Here is a 14,645-nt window from a genome sequence, read left to right on the forward strand (position 1 = left end):
GCCTGTACAGCCGCCATCGCGAGCAGGCTCGCTCCCACAGGGATTGGATGTTTGGCAGAAAGAGATTGGTCGGCTGTCAGGCCGCCTTCGCGAGCAAGCCCGCTCCCACAGGGGGATCAGTGTTCGTCTTTCGCTCCTCACCACTCAACAGGCCGAGCGTTAGCTCGCCTGCAGCCCTTGATCTTGATCCACCCGCCCCTTCGGGAGGCTGAGTGGAGGTGTTCATCTGGGGGGTAGGCGCGCAGCGCCGTTCGACGAAGTCGAACACATCGAGAGGAGGTCGAAGCGAAGCCGACCGGAGGCGATGCCCCCAGATGAATGCCGGAGCGAAGGAACGCCGAGCCTAAGCGAGGGGCCGGACGCTCGGGGCGAGACCTTTGGTTACTTTGGGGCGTTTGCCAAAGTGACACGCCGTAAGGGCGGAACCATTAGCGGCCATTACCGCAGAAATGGATATGTACACAGAGTAACCCACAGAAACCAGGCCGATTTCCCACGATGAAACCAGCCTTCAGCCCCTTGCCCCAACGCCACAGCCGTCTAACATCAACCAAACGGAAAATATGTCCCAATCCCCCTCAAGTTGAAGGCCCCAACAACCGACACAGTACAACCAGTACAAACACTCCAAACCACAGCATTTCGGCCAAGCTACAGGCAAAACCCCATGTGATTGATTGTCCCTTTGACTGCCATCACCGGATTGCCAATACTCATGGCAACTTGACGCTACCCGCACGGAACAAGGAATGACTCTTTGAAGCTGGAACTCAAGAACAGCTTGTCGGTGAAGTTGCTTCGGGTCGTGCTCCTGTCGGCATTGATCGTCGGCGTGGTCTTGAGCTGCGCGCAGATCGTTTTCGATGCCTATAAAACACGCCAGGCCGTGGCCAGCGATGCCCAACGCATCCTCGACATGTTCCGCGACCCCTCGACCCAGGCCGTCTACAGCCTGGACCGGGAAATGGGCATGCAGGTGATCGAAGGCCTGTTTCAGGACGACGCTGTGCGCAAGGCCTCCATTGGCCATCCCAACGAAGCCATGCTCGCGCAAAAGTCTCGCGAGCTGCAGCATTCCGACAGTCGCTGGTTGACCGACCTGATCCTCGGCAAGGAGCGCACCTTCACCACCCAACTGGTGGGTCGCGGCCCTTACAGCGAGTATTACGGCGACTTGAGCATCACCCTCGACACCGCCACCTACGGCCAGGGTTTCATCGTCAGTTCGGTGATCATCTTCATCTCCGGCGTGTTGCGTGCGATGGCCATGGGGCTGGTGCTGTACCTGGTCTATCACTGGCTACTGACCAAGCCGCTGTCGCGGATCATCGAACACCTCACGGAAATCAATCCGGATCGCCCCAGCGCACACAAAATCCCGCTGCTCAAGGGGCATGAAAAGAACGAACTGGGGATCTGGATCAACACCGCCAACCAGTTGCTCGAGTCCATCGAGCGCAACACCCATTTGCGCCACGAAGCGGAAAACAGCCTGCTACGCATGGCCCAGTACGACTTCCTCACCGGCCTGCCGAACCGCCAGCAATTGCAGCAGCAACTGGACAAAATCCTGGTAGACGCCGGCAGGTTGCAACGTCGGGTCGCGGTATTGGTGGTCGGCCTGGACGACTTCAAGGGCATCAACGAACAATTCAGCTACCAGACCGGCGACCAACTGCTGCTGGCCCTGGCCGATCGCCTGCGAGCTCACAGCGGACGCCTTGGCGCCCTCGCCCGCCTCGGCGGCGACCAGTTCGCCCTGGTTCAGGCCGACATCGAACAACCCTACGAAGCGGCCGAACTGGCCCAAAGCATTCTCGATGACCTGGAAGCGGCCTTTGCCCTCGATCATCAAGAGATTCGCCTGCGCGCCACCATCGGCATCACCCTGTTCCCCGAAGACGGTGACAGCACCGAGAAGCTGCTGCAAAAAGCCGAGCAGACCATGACCCTGGCCAAGACTCGCTCGCGCAACCGTTATCAGTTCTATATCGCCAGCGTCGACACCGAGATGCGCCGCCGTCGCGAGCTGGAAAAAGACCTGCGCGACGCCTTGGCCCGAGGCCAGTTCTACCTCGTCTACCAACCGCAGATCAGCTATCGCGATCACCGGGTGGTGGGTGTCGAGGCGCTGATTCGCTGGCAGCATCCCGAGCACGGGCTGGTTCCGCCAGACTTGTTCATCCCCCTGGCCGAGCAGAACGGCACCATCATCGCCATCGGCGAATGGGTGCTGGATCAGGCGTGCAAACAATTGCGCGACTGGCATGACCAGGGTTTCGTCGACCTGCGCATGGCGGTGAATCTGTCCACGGTGCAGCTGCACCACGCCGAGTTGCCACGGGTGGTCAACAACCTCCTGCAGATGTACCGCCTGCCACCGCGCAGCCTGGAGCTGGAAGTCACCGAAACCGGCCTGATGGAAGACATCAGCACGGCCGCCCAGCACCTGCTGAGCCTGCGCCGCTCCGGTGCGCTGATCGCGATCGACGACTTCGGCACCGGTTACTCGTCATTGAGCTATCTGAAAAGCCTGCCGCTGGACAAGATCAAGATCGACAAAAGCTTCGTTCAGGACCTGCTCGATGACGACGACGATGCGACCATCGTTCGGGCCATTATCCAGTTGGGCAAGAGCCTGGGCATGCAGGTGATTGCCGAAGGCGTGGAAACCCCCGAGCAAGAGGCCTACATCATCTCCGAGGGCTGTCACGAAGGTCAGGGCTATCTCTACAGCAAGCCGCTGCCGGCGCGGGAATTGAGCGCGTATCTGAAACAGGCCCAGCGCAGTAACGCCGCTATCCTCTGAAACGACGCAGACCTTTGTAGCAGCTGGCGAAGCCTGCGTTCGGCTGCGCAGCAGTCGTGAAGTCAGCCACCTTGTTGTGTCAGGTAAACCGCGGCGTCAGGATTGACGACTGCTGCGCAGCCGAACGCAGGCTTCGCCAGCTGCTACAAGTCATGCGCTGGCACACCGACTGTGTGAATAAGAAATATTTCCACCTACAACCCTTTACACATAATGCGAAAGATTTGCATTATGTCGCAGTTTTGCGCGCTTGCTGCGCCATTCCACCCCTTCTCGAAGCAGGATGTTCGCCATGATTCGTATGCCTCTGGCTACCGCCAGTCTGTTGGCCATCGCTATTTCCCTCGCCGGTTGTGGCGAAGGCAAAGACAAAGCTGTCGCTGCGCAAGCACCGACTCCGGCCGCCAGCACCATGGCCCCGGCTGCTGCACCTGCCGCTGCCAGTAAAGTCGATGAAGCCGGGGCCAAAGCCGTTGTCGCGCATTACGCCGACATCGTCTTCGCCGTTTACAGCGATGCCGAATCCACCGCGAAGACCCTGCAAACCGCCGTCGACGCCTTCCTCGCCAAGCCGAACGCCGACACCCTGAAAGCCGCCAAGGCTGCCTGGATCGCTGCCCGCGTTCCTTACCTGCAGAGCGAAGTGTTCCGCTTCGGCAACACCATCATCGACGACTGGGAAGGTCAGGTGAACTCCTGGCCGCTGGACGAAGGCCTGATCGACTACGTCGACAAATCCTACGAACACGCACTGGGTAACCCGGGCGCCACGGCCAACATCATCGCCAACACCCAGGTTCAGGTCGGCGAAGACAAGGTCGACGTGAAAGACATCACCCCGGCAAAACTTGCCAGCCTGAACGAGCTGGGTGGTTCCGAGGCCAACGTCGCCACCGGCTACCACGCTATCGAATTCCTGCTCTGGGGCCAGGACTTGAACGGCACTGGCCCTGGCGCCGGCAACCGTCCAGCTTCCGACTACCTGGAAGGCAAAGGCGCAACCGGCGGTCATAACGATCGTCGTCGCGCTTATCTGAAGTCCGTGACCCAACTGCTGGTCAGCGACCTGGAAGAAATGGTCGGTAACTGGAAGCCGAACGTGGCCGACAACTACCGCGCCACCCTGGAAGCCGAGCCAGCTGAATCCGGCCTGCGCAAAATGCTGTTCGGCATGGGCAGCCTGTCCCTGGGCGAACTGGCGGGCGAGCGCATGAAGGTTTCCCTGGAAGCCAACTCCCCGGAAGACGAACAGGATTGCTTCAGCGACAACACCCACAACTCGCACTTCTACGATGCCAAAGGTATTCGTAACGTGTACCTGGGCGAATACACCCGCGTCGACGGCACCAAAATGACCGGCGCCAGCCTGTCGTCCCTGGTGGCCAAGGCTGACCCGGCTGCCGACACCGCGCTCAAAGCCGACCTGGCCGCCACCGAAGCCAAAATCCAGATCATGGTCGATCACGCCAACAAGGGTGAGCACTACGACCAACTGATCGCCGCCGGCAACACCGCTGGCAACCAGATCGTCCGCGACGCTATCGCTTCCCTGGTCAAGCAGACCGGTTCGATCGAAGCCGCCGCTGGCAAACTGGGCATCAGTGACCTGAACCCGGACAACGCTGATCACGAGTTCTGATCAACGCTGTTTGAATAAAAAGGCGACCTTCGGGTCGCCTTTTTCATGCCTGCCAAACACAGATCCATTGTGGGAGCGAGCCTGCTCGCGATAGCGGTAGTACATTCAACATCAATGTCGACTGTGATGACGCCATCGCGAGCAGGCTCGCTCCCACAGGGGATCATTGTTTCCAGGAAAACCCTGCGCCAAATCAACCAAACGATAATTCCTCTTATTCAATCTCCCCTGCCCTGTTAGACTTTGCGCCCCTTGTTTTGCTCGTCTTGCAGGATGTCTGATGCCCTCGCTGCCTCTTCGCTTGTCCGCACTGTTTCTGGCCCTGGGCCTGAGTGCCTGCGATGACGCCCCGCGTTTTACCCAGGCCGAACCCGGTGAAGCCCGGTCCGGTGGCAGTGCAACCGTGCGCAAGACCGATCAGAACTCATTTTCTTTGCCGTCCGCCAACCTGTCGCCGTCACGGCGCGTGGACTTCAGTGTCGGCAACAGTTTTTTCCGTAATCCCTGGGTGATCGCGCCGTCGACCACCACTGCCCGGGATGGCCTCGGGCCGTTGTTCAACACCAACGCGTGCCAGGGCTGCCACATCAAGGACGGCCGCGGTCATCCGCCCACGCCTGATGCGCAGAACGCCGTGTCGATGCTGGTACGCCTGTCGATTCCCGATGCGCCGGCCTATGCCAAGGTCATCGAGCAGCTCGGTGTCGTCCCGGAGCCGGTTTACGGCGGACAATTCCAGGACATGTCCGTGCCGGGTGTCGTGCCGGAAGGCAAAGTGCGCGTCGATTACACGCCCGTTCCGATTCGCTTCAAGGACGGCACCGAAGTCGAGTTGCGCAAACCGATGTTGCAGATCACCCAGCTCGGCTACGGCCCGATGCACCCTGACACGCGTTTCTCGGCCAGGGTTGCACCGCCAATGATTGGCCTGGGCCTGCTCGAAGCGATTCCCAACGAGGCGATCCTGGCCAATGCCGAGGCTCAGGCAAAAGACAAAAACGGTATCGCCGGGCGCCCGAACCAGGTCTGGGATGACGCGCAGCAAAAAACCGTTCTCGGCCGATTTGGCTGGAAGGCCGGCCAACCGAACCTCAATCAACAGAATGTTCACGCGTTTTCCGGGGACATGGGCCTGACCACAAGCCTGAGGCCCGTCGACGACTGCACCGACGCGCAAACCGCCTGCAAACAGGCACCGAATGGCAATGGCCCGGATGGCGAGCCGGAAGTCAGCGATAACATCCTGCGCCTGGTGCTGTTCTACAGCCGTAACCTCGCCGTACCGGCCCGCCGCGATGTCAGCGCCCCCGAGGTGCTGGCCGGCAAGAATCTGTTTTTCCAGGCCGGATGCCAGTCCTGCCACACCCCGAAATACACCACCGCCGCCAACGCCGCAGAACCTGAACTGGCCAATCAAGTGATTCGCCCTTACAGCGATCTGCTGCTGCATGACATGGGCGACGGTCTGGCCGACAACCGTACCGAATTCCAGGCCAGCGGCCGCGACTGGCGCACCCCGCCGTTGTGGGGCATCGGCCTGACGCAGGCGGTCAGTGGGCACACCCAGTTTTTGCACGATGGCCGCGCCCGCAATCTGCTTGAAGCCGTGCTCTGGCATGGCGGTGAAGCCACGGCGGCGCAACAACAGGTTTTGTCTTTCAACGCCGGGCAGCGCGCTGCGTTGCTGGCGTTCTTGAATTCCCTTTAATACGTATTCCATAGCGGGAGCCCGACATGTTCCGTCCCAAATTGTTGTTCACCAGCCTTGCCGCGCTAGCCTTGGGCGCCTGTTCACCTCAGGATCCGCAGGCCGTCACGTCAGCAGCCATCGCCAAGTCGGTGATCCTGCCGACCTACACGCGCTGGGTTGAAGCCGACCGCCAGCTGGCTGTCAGTGCGTTGGCCTACTGCGAAGGCAAGGAAAACCTCGACACCGCCCGCGCCGACTTCCTGCATGCGCAGAAAGCCTGGGCCGAGTTGCAGCCGCTGCTGATCGGGCCGCTGGCCGAGGGCAATCGCGCCTGGCAAGTGCAGTTCTGGCCGGACAAGAAAAACCTCGTCGGCCGTCAGGTCGAGCAACTGGTCACCGCACAACCGCAGATCGATGCCGCTGCCTTGGCCAAGTCCAGCGTTGTGGTTCAAGGCCTTTCCGCCTACGAATACATCCTGTTCGACAGCAAGCCTGATGTGGCCAACGCTGAACAGAAAGCCAAGTACTGCCCGCTGCTGATCGCGATTGGCGAGCGTCAGAAACAACTGGCCGAAGAGATTCTGAAAAGCTGGAACAACACCGACGGCATGCTCGCGCAGATGAGCAAATTCCCGAACCAGCGCTACGCCGATTCCCACGAAGCCATCGCCGATCTGTTGCGCGTGCAAGTCACCGCCATCGACAGCCTGAAGAAAAAACTCGGCACGCCGATGGGCCGTCAAACGAAGGGTGTGCCGCAACCGTTCCAGGCCGATGCATGGCGCAGCCAGTCGTCCCTGACCGGCCTCGAAGCCAGCCTCGCCGCCGCCAAAACGGTGTGGGAAGGCGTCGACAACAAAGGTCTGCGCGGCCTGTTGCCGAGCGAGCAAAAACCGTTGGCCGACAAGATCGACGCCGCTTATGCCGCGTCCCTGAAATTGTTCGCCAGCAACCAGCGCTCGCTGACCGAAATGCTCAACGATGACGCCGGTCGCCAGCAACTCAACGATCTCTACGACAGCCTCAACGTCGTCCACCGCCTGCACGAAGGCGAACTGGCCAAGGCGCTGGGCATCCAACTGGGCTTCAACGCCAACGACGGTGACTGATGAGGGCAAGTTCCATGCTGCGACGCCAGGCTCTGACGTTAGGTAGTTTGCTGCTGGGTGCGGTGACACTGGGCGGCTGGACGCTGTTCAAGCAGAAGGACAAAAGCCCGCTGCTGCTTTCGGCGCGGGACGACACCGACGGCAAGCACTACGCCGTCGGTTACCGGCTGGACGGCACCCGGGTGTTTGCCACCCAGGTCGGCCAGCGCTGCCACGACATCATCAACCACCCGACGCTGCCGGTTGCGCTGTTCGTCGCCCGTCGTCCTGGCACCGAGAGTTACCTGATCGACCTGCGCGACGGCACGCTGCTGCAAACCGTGACCTCGCTGCCGAACCGGCACTTCTACGGTCACGCGGTGATTCACAAGAGCGGTGACTGGCTGTACGCCACCGAGAACGATACCTCCGATCCAGGTCGCGGCTTGCTCGGTGTGTATAAGTTCGAAGGCGAGCGACTTATCCACAGCGGTGAGATTTCGACTCATGGCGTCGGCCCGCATCAGGTGTCGTGGATGCCCGATGGTGAAACCCTGGTGGTGGCCAATGGCGGCATTCGCACCGAGGCCGAAAGCCGCGTCGAGATGAACCTCAACGCCATGGAACCGAGCCTGGTCCTGATGCAACGCGACGGCACCCTGCTGAGCAAGGAAACCCTGGCCCAGCAGATGAACAGCGTGCGGCATTTGGGAATTGCCAGCGACGGCACCATCGTCGCCGGTCAGCAGTTCATGGGGCCGTCTCACGAGTCGTCGGAGCTGCTGGCGATCAAGCGTCCCGGGCAGCCTTTCGTGGCCTTTCCGGTACCTGAGCATCAGTTGCAGGCCATGGGGCATTACACCGCCAGCGTCGCGGTGCACAGCGAGTTGCGCCTGGTCGCGTTGACTGCGCCACGGGGCAACCGCTTTTTCATCTGGGACCTGGACAGCGGTGAGGTGCGCCTGGACGCGCCGCTTCCCGATTGCGCCGGGGTCGGCGCGGTAGCCGATGGCTTTGTCGTGACCTCGGGTCAAGGGCGCTGCCGGTTCTACGATTGCCGCCAGACAAGCCTTGTAGCAAAACCCCTCGATCTACCCGCAGGGCTCTGGGACAACCACCTTCACCTCATCTAGACACGGTCCTTTGTAGCAGCTGGCGAAGCCTGCGTTCGGCTGCGGAGCAGTCGCAAATCCTGACACCGTGGTTTGCCTGACACACCGCGGTGTCTGATGTCACGACTGCTGCGCAGCCGAACGCAGGCTGCGCCAGCTGCTACAGGTCGGGGTGACGCCTACCTGTAAGTTCTGCCAGTTGGAATCAATCTCCCACTCGGAGTAATGTGCCCGACTGTCTCACCTGATTTTCTCCAAGGAAGTGGAAATATGCTGCGTCGCCGCATGCTGATCATGTTGGGTGTTGTTTTGCTGATCGTGCTGGTGCTGGCCGGTTACAAAGCCTTCTCCATCTATACGATGATTCAGGGCTTTGCTGTGCCGAAACCAGCGATCAGTGTCGCCGTGGCCACGGCCACCGAACGGCCGTGGCAAGCCCGCCTGCCCACCGTCGGCACCCTGAAGGCGCTGCAAGGCGTGGACCTGAGCCTGGAGACCGACGGCACCGTCATCGATTTGAAGTTCGAGTCAGGCCAGAAGGTCAAGGTCGGCCAACCGCTGCTTCTGCTTGATAGCGTGGTAGAAACCGCCCTGCTCGAAACCGCTCAGGCCGACCTGGGTCTGGCGCAGCTCGATTATGGTCGCGGCAGTCAATTGGTGGGCAGCCAGGCCATTTCCAAAGGCGAGTTCGACCGGCTCTCTGCAGTGCTGAAAAAGAGCCGGGCCACGGTCAATCAGCTCAACGCGGCACTGGCTAAAAAACGCTTGCTCGCACCGTTCAGCGGGACCATCGGCATTCGTCAGGTGGACATCGGTGACTATCTCGCCAGCGGCACCATGATTGCCACCCTGCAAGACCTCAGCAGCCTCTATGTAGACTTCTTCGTGCCCGAGCAGTCGGTACCGAAAATCGCCCTCGGCCAACCGGTGCAGATCATTGTCGCGGCCTACCCGACACAAACCTTCCCCGGCACCATCAGCGCGATCAACCCGAAAGTCGAAAACAGCACGCGCAACGTCCAGGTCCGCGCGACCCTGGCCAACCCCGACGGCAAACTGCTGCCGGGGATGTTCGCCAGCCTGCAAGTGTTGTTGCCCGACCCGCAGCCGCGCATCGTCGTGCCGGAAAGCGCGATCACTTACACGCTGTACGGCAACTCGCTCTATGTCGTCGCGCAGAAAAAAGCCGAAGACGGCAGCCTGGAAAAAGACGACAAGGGCCAACCGATCCTGATCGCCGAACGACGTTTCATCGAAACCGGCGAGCGCCGCGATGGGCAAGTGATGATCACCAAAGGCGTGCAGAACGGCGAAAAAGTGGTCACGGCCGGCCAGATCAAACTGGACAACGGCGCACACATTGCGATCAGCGACGACAAGACCTTAGCCGAGAAGAACAGCCCGCCTCGCGCGGACTGATCAAGGAATCCCCATGGCTTTTACCGACCCGTTCATCCGCCGCCCGGTGCTCGCCACCGTGGTCAGCCTGCTGATTGTGCTGCTGGGCTTCCAGGCCTGGAGCAAGTTGCCGCTGCGCCAATATCCACAAATGGAAAACGCCCTGATCACGGTGACCACCGCTTATCCCGGGGCCAACGCCGAAACCATTCAGGGCTACATCACCCAACCGATGCAGCAAAGTCTGGCGAGCGCCGAAGGCATCGATTACATGACCTCGGTCAGTCGCCAGAACTTCTCGGTAATCTCGATCTATGCGCGCATCGGCTCCAACAGCGACCGCTTGTTCACCGAACTGCTGGCCAAGGCCAACGAGGTGAAGAACCAACTGCCTCAGGACGCCGAAGACCCGGTGCTGAGCAAGGAAGCCGCCGACGCCTCGGCACTGATGTACATCAGCTTCTTCAGCAAGGAATTGAGCAACCCGCAGATTACCGACTACCTGTCGCGGGTCATCCAGCCGAAACTGGCGACCCTGCCGGGCATGGCTGAAGCCGAGATTCTCGGCAACCAGGTATTTGCCATGCGTCTGTGGCTGGACCCGGTCAAGCTCGCCGGTTTCGGCCTGAGTGCCAGCGACGTGACCGATGCCGTGCGCAAATACAACTTCCTCTCCGCCGCCGGCGAAGTGAAAGGCGAGTACGTCGTCACCAGCATCAACGCCAACACCGAGCTCAAATCCGCTGAAGCCTTTGCCGCGATTCCGCTCAAGGTCGAGGGCGACAGTCGTGTGCTGCTCAGCGATGTGGCGCGGGTTGAAATGGGTGCGGAAAACTACAACTCGATCAGCTCCTTCGGCGGCACCCCCTCGGTATACATCGGCATCAAGGCCACGCCCGGCGCCAACCCGCTGGACGTGATCAAGGAAGTGCGCAAGATCATGCCGGACCTGGAAGCCCAGCTGCCGCCGAACCTTAAAGGTGAAATCGCCTACGACGCCACACTGTTTATCCAGGCCTCGATCAACGAAGTGATCAAAACATTGTTCGAAGCGGTGTTGATCGTGATCGTGGTGGTGTTCCTGTTTCTCGGCGCGCTGCGTTCAGTGGTGATCCCGGTGGTCACCATCCCGCTGTCGATGATCGGCGTGATGTTCTTCATGCAGATGATGGGCTATTCGATCAACCTGCTGACGTTGTTGGCGATGGTATTGGCCATCGGCCTGGTGGTGGACGACGCCATTGTGGTGGTGGAAAACATCCACCGGCACATCGAAGAAGGCAAGACGCCGCTGGATGCGGCCATCGAAGGCGCCCGGGAAATCGCCATGCCGGTGGTCTCGATGACCATCACCCTGGCGGCGGTCTATGCGCCGATCGGCTTCCTGACGGGGCTCACGGGGGCGCTGTTCAAGGAGTTCGCCCTGACCCTGGCCGGCGCAGTGGTGATCTCGGGCATCGTCGCCCTGACCCTGTCGCCAATGATGTGCGCCTTCCTGCTGCGTCACGACGAAAATCCCAGCGGTCTGGCCCATCGCCTGGACCTGATATTCGAAGGTCTCAAGCGCCGTTACCAAAGCATGCTGCACGCAACCCTGAGCACCCGGCCGGTGGTGCTGGTGTTCGCGGTGATCGTGCTGTGCCTGATTCCGGTACTGCTCACGTTCACCAAGTCGGAACTGGCGCCGGACGAGGACCAGGGCATTATTTTCATGATGGCCAACGCCCCGCAACCGGCCAACCTCGACTATCTGAGCACCTACACCGACGAGTTCGTCACGATCTTCAAGACGTTTCCCGAGTACTACTCGTCGTTCCAGATCAATGGCTTCAACGGCGTGCAATCGGGGATCGGCGGCTTCCTGCTCAAGCCGTGGAACGAACGCAGCCGCACTCAGATGCAAATCCTGCCCGAGGTCCAGCGCAAACTGGAGAGCATTTCCGGGTTGCAAATCTTCGGCTTCAACCTGCCTTCCCTGCCCGGTACCGGCGAGGGGCTACCGTTTCAGTTCGTCATCAACTCCGCCAAGGATTACGAGTCGCTGCTGCAAGTGACCGACCGGGTGAAAAAGCGGGCAATGGAATCCGGCAAATTCGCCTTCGTCGACGTCGACCTGGCGTTCGACAAACCTGAAGTGGTGGTGGATATCGATCGCGCCAAAGCCGCACAGATGGGTGTTTCCATGCAGGATCTGGGCGGAACGCTCGCGACATTGCTGGGTGAGGCGGAGATCAACCGTTTCACCATTGAAGGTCGCAGCTACAAAGTCATCGCGCAGGTCGAACGGCCCTTCCGGGATAACCCCGACTGGCTGAACAATTATTATGTGAGGAACACCCAAGGCGAACTGCTGGCCCTGTCGACCCTGATCACCGTGACTGACCGGGCGCGTCCACGGCAGTTGAACCAGTTCCAGCAACTCAACTCGGCCATCCTGTCCGGGGTGCCGCTGGTCAGCATGGGTGAAGCCATCGACACCGTGCGCCAGATCGCTCGGGAAGAGGCGCCGGTGGGTTATGCCTTCGACTATGCCGGCGCATCCCGGCAATACGTCCAGGAAGGCAGTGCGCTGTGGGTCACCTTCGCTCTGGCGCTGGCGATCATTTTCCTGGTGCTGGCCGCCCAGTTCGAAAGCTTCCGCGATCCGCTGGTGATTCTGGTGACCGTGCCGCTATCAATCTGTGGTGCGCTGATCCCGCTGTTCCTGGGCTGGTCGAGCATGAATATCTACACCCAGGTCGGCCTGGTGACGTTGATCGGGCTGATCAGCAAACACGGAATCCTGATCGTCGAATTTGCCAACCAGTTACGCAAGGACAAAGGCCTGACGCCGCGCGAGGCTGTGGAGGAAGCGGCGGCCATTCGTCTGCGTCCGGTGTTGATGACCACCGCTGCGATGGTGTTCGGCATGGTGCCGTTGATCATCGCCACGGGGGCGGGCGCCGTCAGCCGGTTCGACATCGGCACGGTGATCGCCACGGGGATGTCGATCGGGACGTTGTTTACGTTGTTTGTGCTGCCGTGTGTTTACACCCTGCTGGCAAAACCCGATAAACCCTAGGGAACGCAGCACAACCCTGTGGGAGCGAGCCTGCTCGCGAAAGCGGTGTGTCCTTCAGCTTTGATGTTGACTGACACACCGCATTCGCGAGCAGGCTCGCTCCCACATTGGTTCGGCATCACGATCTGAGCGTTTGGAATAAAAAAGGCCTCGCATTTGCGAGGCCTTTTATTTGGGCTTCAATCTGTTCAACTTTGCGGCCTCAGTCCTTGAGAAAGTCCGAACATGAACAGCAATAAATCATGATCGGGGCGGGATGCCACGGATGCCTTGGCAACTCGTGGCAATGGACAATGCGCGTCGCCGCTCACTGAACTGAGGACCTGCGGGCGGGGCTGCTCCCATGCCGCCACCGCCAATGAAGCAACTGCCAAGGCTCCTATTAAAAATACACCTCGTGCAATTTCGAGTTTCATTGCTATAAACCCTTGATAGCGCTGCCAAACGCCGTCTTATAAAAGTAGACGAGTTTTTGCCAGTCCGTCGTGCTGAACGACGAGTGGCGACGCAGTTGCTTCATGTCATGAGTAGCCGCCTGCCGAGCGGTCAAACGCTGCCGGCATTTCTCCAGATCGATCAAGGCCACTTCAACCTTGGCAGCCTCGCCTTCGCCGGTGACGCGCACAAATACGTGCTTGGCATAAAGGCAGCTGTGCTGCCAGCGGCCCTTGTGCATCCGGGCCAGGTTCTCGGCCAGTTCCTTCAACACTCGATCATGCACAGCCTCACCGTGACGCTCGCGACCGCCGCCAGCGTACCAGTGGTCGATTTCCTCGAAGCCGTCCAGCGCCTTGGTGATCAGCAATGCGCGCCATTTATGCACCGGATCGCGCTGTGCACCGCAGAAAACGATTTCCGGAACGAGAACGTCGAGCAGCTTCAGGCCGATGAGCGCATCGCGCTCGCGCAACACCGTCGGCCGACCGAATGGGTGCAGCAAACTGCGATGGATATGCCCGGATTGACGTTTAACGTACAGCAGCTGTCCATTGCCGCTCACGACGCGCTGCACGCCGCTTTCTCCACCGCGACGGGCGTTGGGTTCTTCTACCCATTCACCGCGCTGATTCCAAAAATAATCGAAGCGGTCCTGGGGAGCGACTTCCGTTTCTGCTGCACATTGCACTGCCATTCTGTTACCTCTTGCGTAATACGTAGACCCGCCACATGGCATAGAGCGGTAAAAAGTCCAGTTGTTCCTGAATATGAAAACCCGCCTGTTCGAATTCCTTTTCAACCGTAGCAGCCGGTAACACAAATCGATTTTGGTAACCTACATGCCCACGGGTTCTCTCAAGGCGCTTGCGTTTCCACGCTTTGAAATTGCCATCCACCCACAAGGAAAGGATCACGCTGTCGCGAGTGACTCGCTCGAACTCGCGCAAAATAGCCCGCCGATGCTCGGCTTCACCGATGTGATGGAGCAAACGCATGCAGAAAATGCTGTCGACGGCGTTATCAGGCAAGGCAATGTCGAATGCAGAAGTGTGCAAGGGTTGTACCCGTTTCACCACCTCGGCAGGTTGCGCCTGCATGGCAATTTTCAGCATTGATTCAGAGTTGTCGGCCCCGATGATGGCTCGATTGGTTTTTTCCGCCAGCAATGGCCAGAAACGCCCCGCACCGCAGGGCAAATCGAGGATCAGCCCCGGCTCACCGGCCAGTGCCAACGCCTTGCGCGCCAGTTGCTCGTCACGCCAGTGGGACAGGCGACGGCCAAAGCCATCCTGGTGTTTGCGCAGGTATCGTTGAGCGTGTTGATCGTCGTATTTTTCGGAAAAATCCAGTTTGATCGGGCCGTCCATCATCAAGGTTTCCTGAGCTGCTGATGGCTCCCACGATAGGTCG

At 60.0% G+C, this 14,645-nt stretch carries 10 protein-coding genes; 7 read left to right on the forward strand and 3 right to left on the reverse strand.

The window, feature by feature from the left end; translation table 11 throughout:
• The first annotated feature begins 757 nt into the window (after positions 1-757).
• The 7 genes from AC3IUE_RS26295 to AC3IUE_RS26325 all read left to right on the forward strand — a co-directional run bounded on the left by AC3IUE_RS26295 (position 758) and on the right by AC3IUE_RS26325 (position 12,797).
• Positions 758-2,809: a putative bifunctional diguanylate cyclase/phosphodiesterase gene (locus AC3IUE_RS26295; protein ID WP_056741994.1), complete on the forward strand. Its 2,052-nt coding sequence runs from the start codon at positions 758-760 to the stop codon at positions 2,807-2,809.
• A 292-nt stretch (positions 2,810-3,101) separates the two neighbouring features.
• Positions 3,102-4,448, forward strand: coding sequence for an imelysin family protein (locus AC3IUE_RS26300; protein WP_489264208.1), 1,347 nt, complete (start codon positions 3,102-3,104; stop codon positions 4,446-4,448).
• 280 nt (positions 4,449-4,728) lie between these two features.
• Complete coding sequence (locus AC3IUE_RS26305; protein ID WP_489264209.1) at positions 4,729-6,156, forward strand: di-heme oxidoreductase family protein; 1,428 nt, start codon at positions 4,729-4,731, stop codon at positions 6,154-6,156.
• A gap of 26 nt (positions 6,157-6,182) precedes the next feature.
• Positions 6,183-7,247: an imelysin family protein gene (locus AC3IUE_RS26310; RefSeq protein ID WP_046047112.1), complete on the forward strand. Its 1,065-nt coding sequence runs from the start codon at positions 6,183-6,185 to the stop codon at positions 7,245-7,247.
• Between the two features lie 14 nt (positions 7,248-7,261).
• Positions 7,262-8,359 carry a DUF1513 domain-containing protein gene (locus tag AC3IUE_RS26315; protein WP_489264210.1) on the forward strand — a complete coding sequence of 366 codons (1,098 nt, stop codon included), beginning with the start codon at positions 7,262-7,264 and terminating at the stop codon, positions 8,357-8,359.
• Between the two features lie 249 nt (positions 8,360-8,608).
• On the forward strand, positions 8,609-9,757 hold the full coding sequence (locus AC3IUE_RS26320) for an efflux RND transporter periplasmic adaptor subunit (RefSeq protein WP_489264211.1): 1,149 nt from the start codon (positions 8,609-8,611) through the stop codon (positions 9,755-9,757).
• Positions 9,758-9,770: 13 nt separating this feature from the next.
• Positions 9,771-12,797, forward strand: a complete 3,027-nt coding sequence (locus AC3IUE_RS26325; RefSeq protein WP_489264212.1) for a multidrug efflux RND transporter permease subunit — start codon at positions 9,771-9,773, stop codon at positions 12,795-12,797.
• 188 nt (positions 12,798-12,985) lie between these two features.
• On the opposite strand, the gene AC3IUE_RS26330 is transcribed toward AC3IUE_RS26325, so the two are convergent.
• From AC3IUE_RS26330 to AC3IUE_RS26340, 3 genes are read right to left on the reverse strand one after another with little or no spacing between them, the layout of a single operon-like run.
• A complete protein-coding gene (locus AC3IUE_RS26330) occupies positions 12,986-13,213 on the reverse strand; it encodes a hypothetical protein (RefSeq protein ID WP_082555825.1) in 228 nt (75 codons plus the stop codon).
• Between the two features lie 2 nt (positions 13,214-13,215).
• The gene (locus AC3IUE_RS26335; protein ID WP_489264213.1) at positions 13,216-13,929 is read right to left on the reverse strand and encodes a lipopolysaccharide kinase InaA family protein; all 714 of its coding nucleotides are present in this window, start codon (positions 13,927-13,929) and stop codon (positions 13,216-13,218) included.
• Positions 13,930-13,933: 4 nt separating this feature from the next.
• On the reverse strand, positions 13,934-14,602 hold the full coding sequence (locus AC3IUE_RS26340; RefSeq protein WP_056742047.1) for a class I SAM-dependent methyltransferase: 669 nt from the start codon (positions 14,600-14,602) through the stop codon (positions 13,934-13,936).
• Positions 14,603-14,645 lie beyond the last annotated feature (43 nt).

This window comes from Pseudomonas sp. GL_093 (assembly GCF_057837605.1).

Coding starts and splice junctions, on each gene's coding strand:
- AC3IUE_RS26300 (WP_489264208.1), top strand. CDS start 3,102: ATGATTCGTATGCCTCTGGCTACCGCCAGTCTGTTGGCCATCGCTATT.
- AC3IUE_RS26305 (WP_489264209.1), top strand. CDS start 4,729: ATGCCCTCGCTGCCTCTTCGCTTGTCCGCACTGTTTCTGGCCCTGGGC.
- AC3IUE_RS26310 (WP_046047112.1), top strand. CDS start 6,183: ATGTTCCGTCCCAAATTGTTGTTCACCAGCCTTGCCGCGCTAGCCTTG.
- AC3IUE_RS26315 (WP_489264210.1), top strand. CDS start 7,262: ATGCTGCGACGCCAGGCTCTGACGTTAGGTAGTTTGCTGCTGGGTGCG.
- AC3IUE_RS26320 (WP_489264211.1), top strand. CDS start 8,609: ATGCTGCGTCGCCGCATGCTGATCATGTTGGGTGTTGTTTTGCTGATC.
- AC3IUE_RS26325 (WP_489264212.1), top strand. CDS start 9,771: ATGGCTTTTACCGACCCGTTCATCCGCCGCCCGGTGCTCGCCACCGTG.
- AC3IUE_RS26330 (WP_082555825.1), bottom strand. CDS start 13,213: ATGAAACTCGAAATTGCACGAGGTGTATTTTTAATAGGAGCCTTGGCA.
- AC3IUE_RS26335 (WP_489264213.1), bottom strand. CDS start 13,929: ATGGCAGTGCAATGTGCAGCAGAAACGGAAGTCGCTCCCCAGGACCGC.
- AC3IUE_RS26340 (WP_056742047.1), bottom strand. CDS start 14,602: ATGGACGGCCCGATCAAACTGGATTTTTCCGAAAAATACGACGATCAA.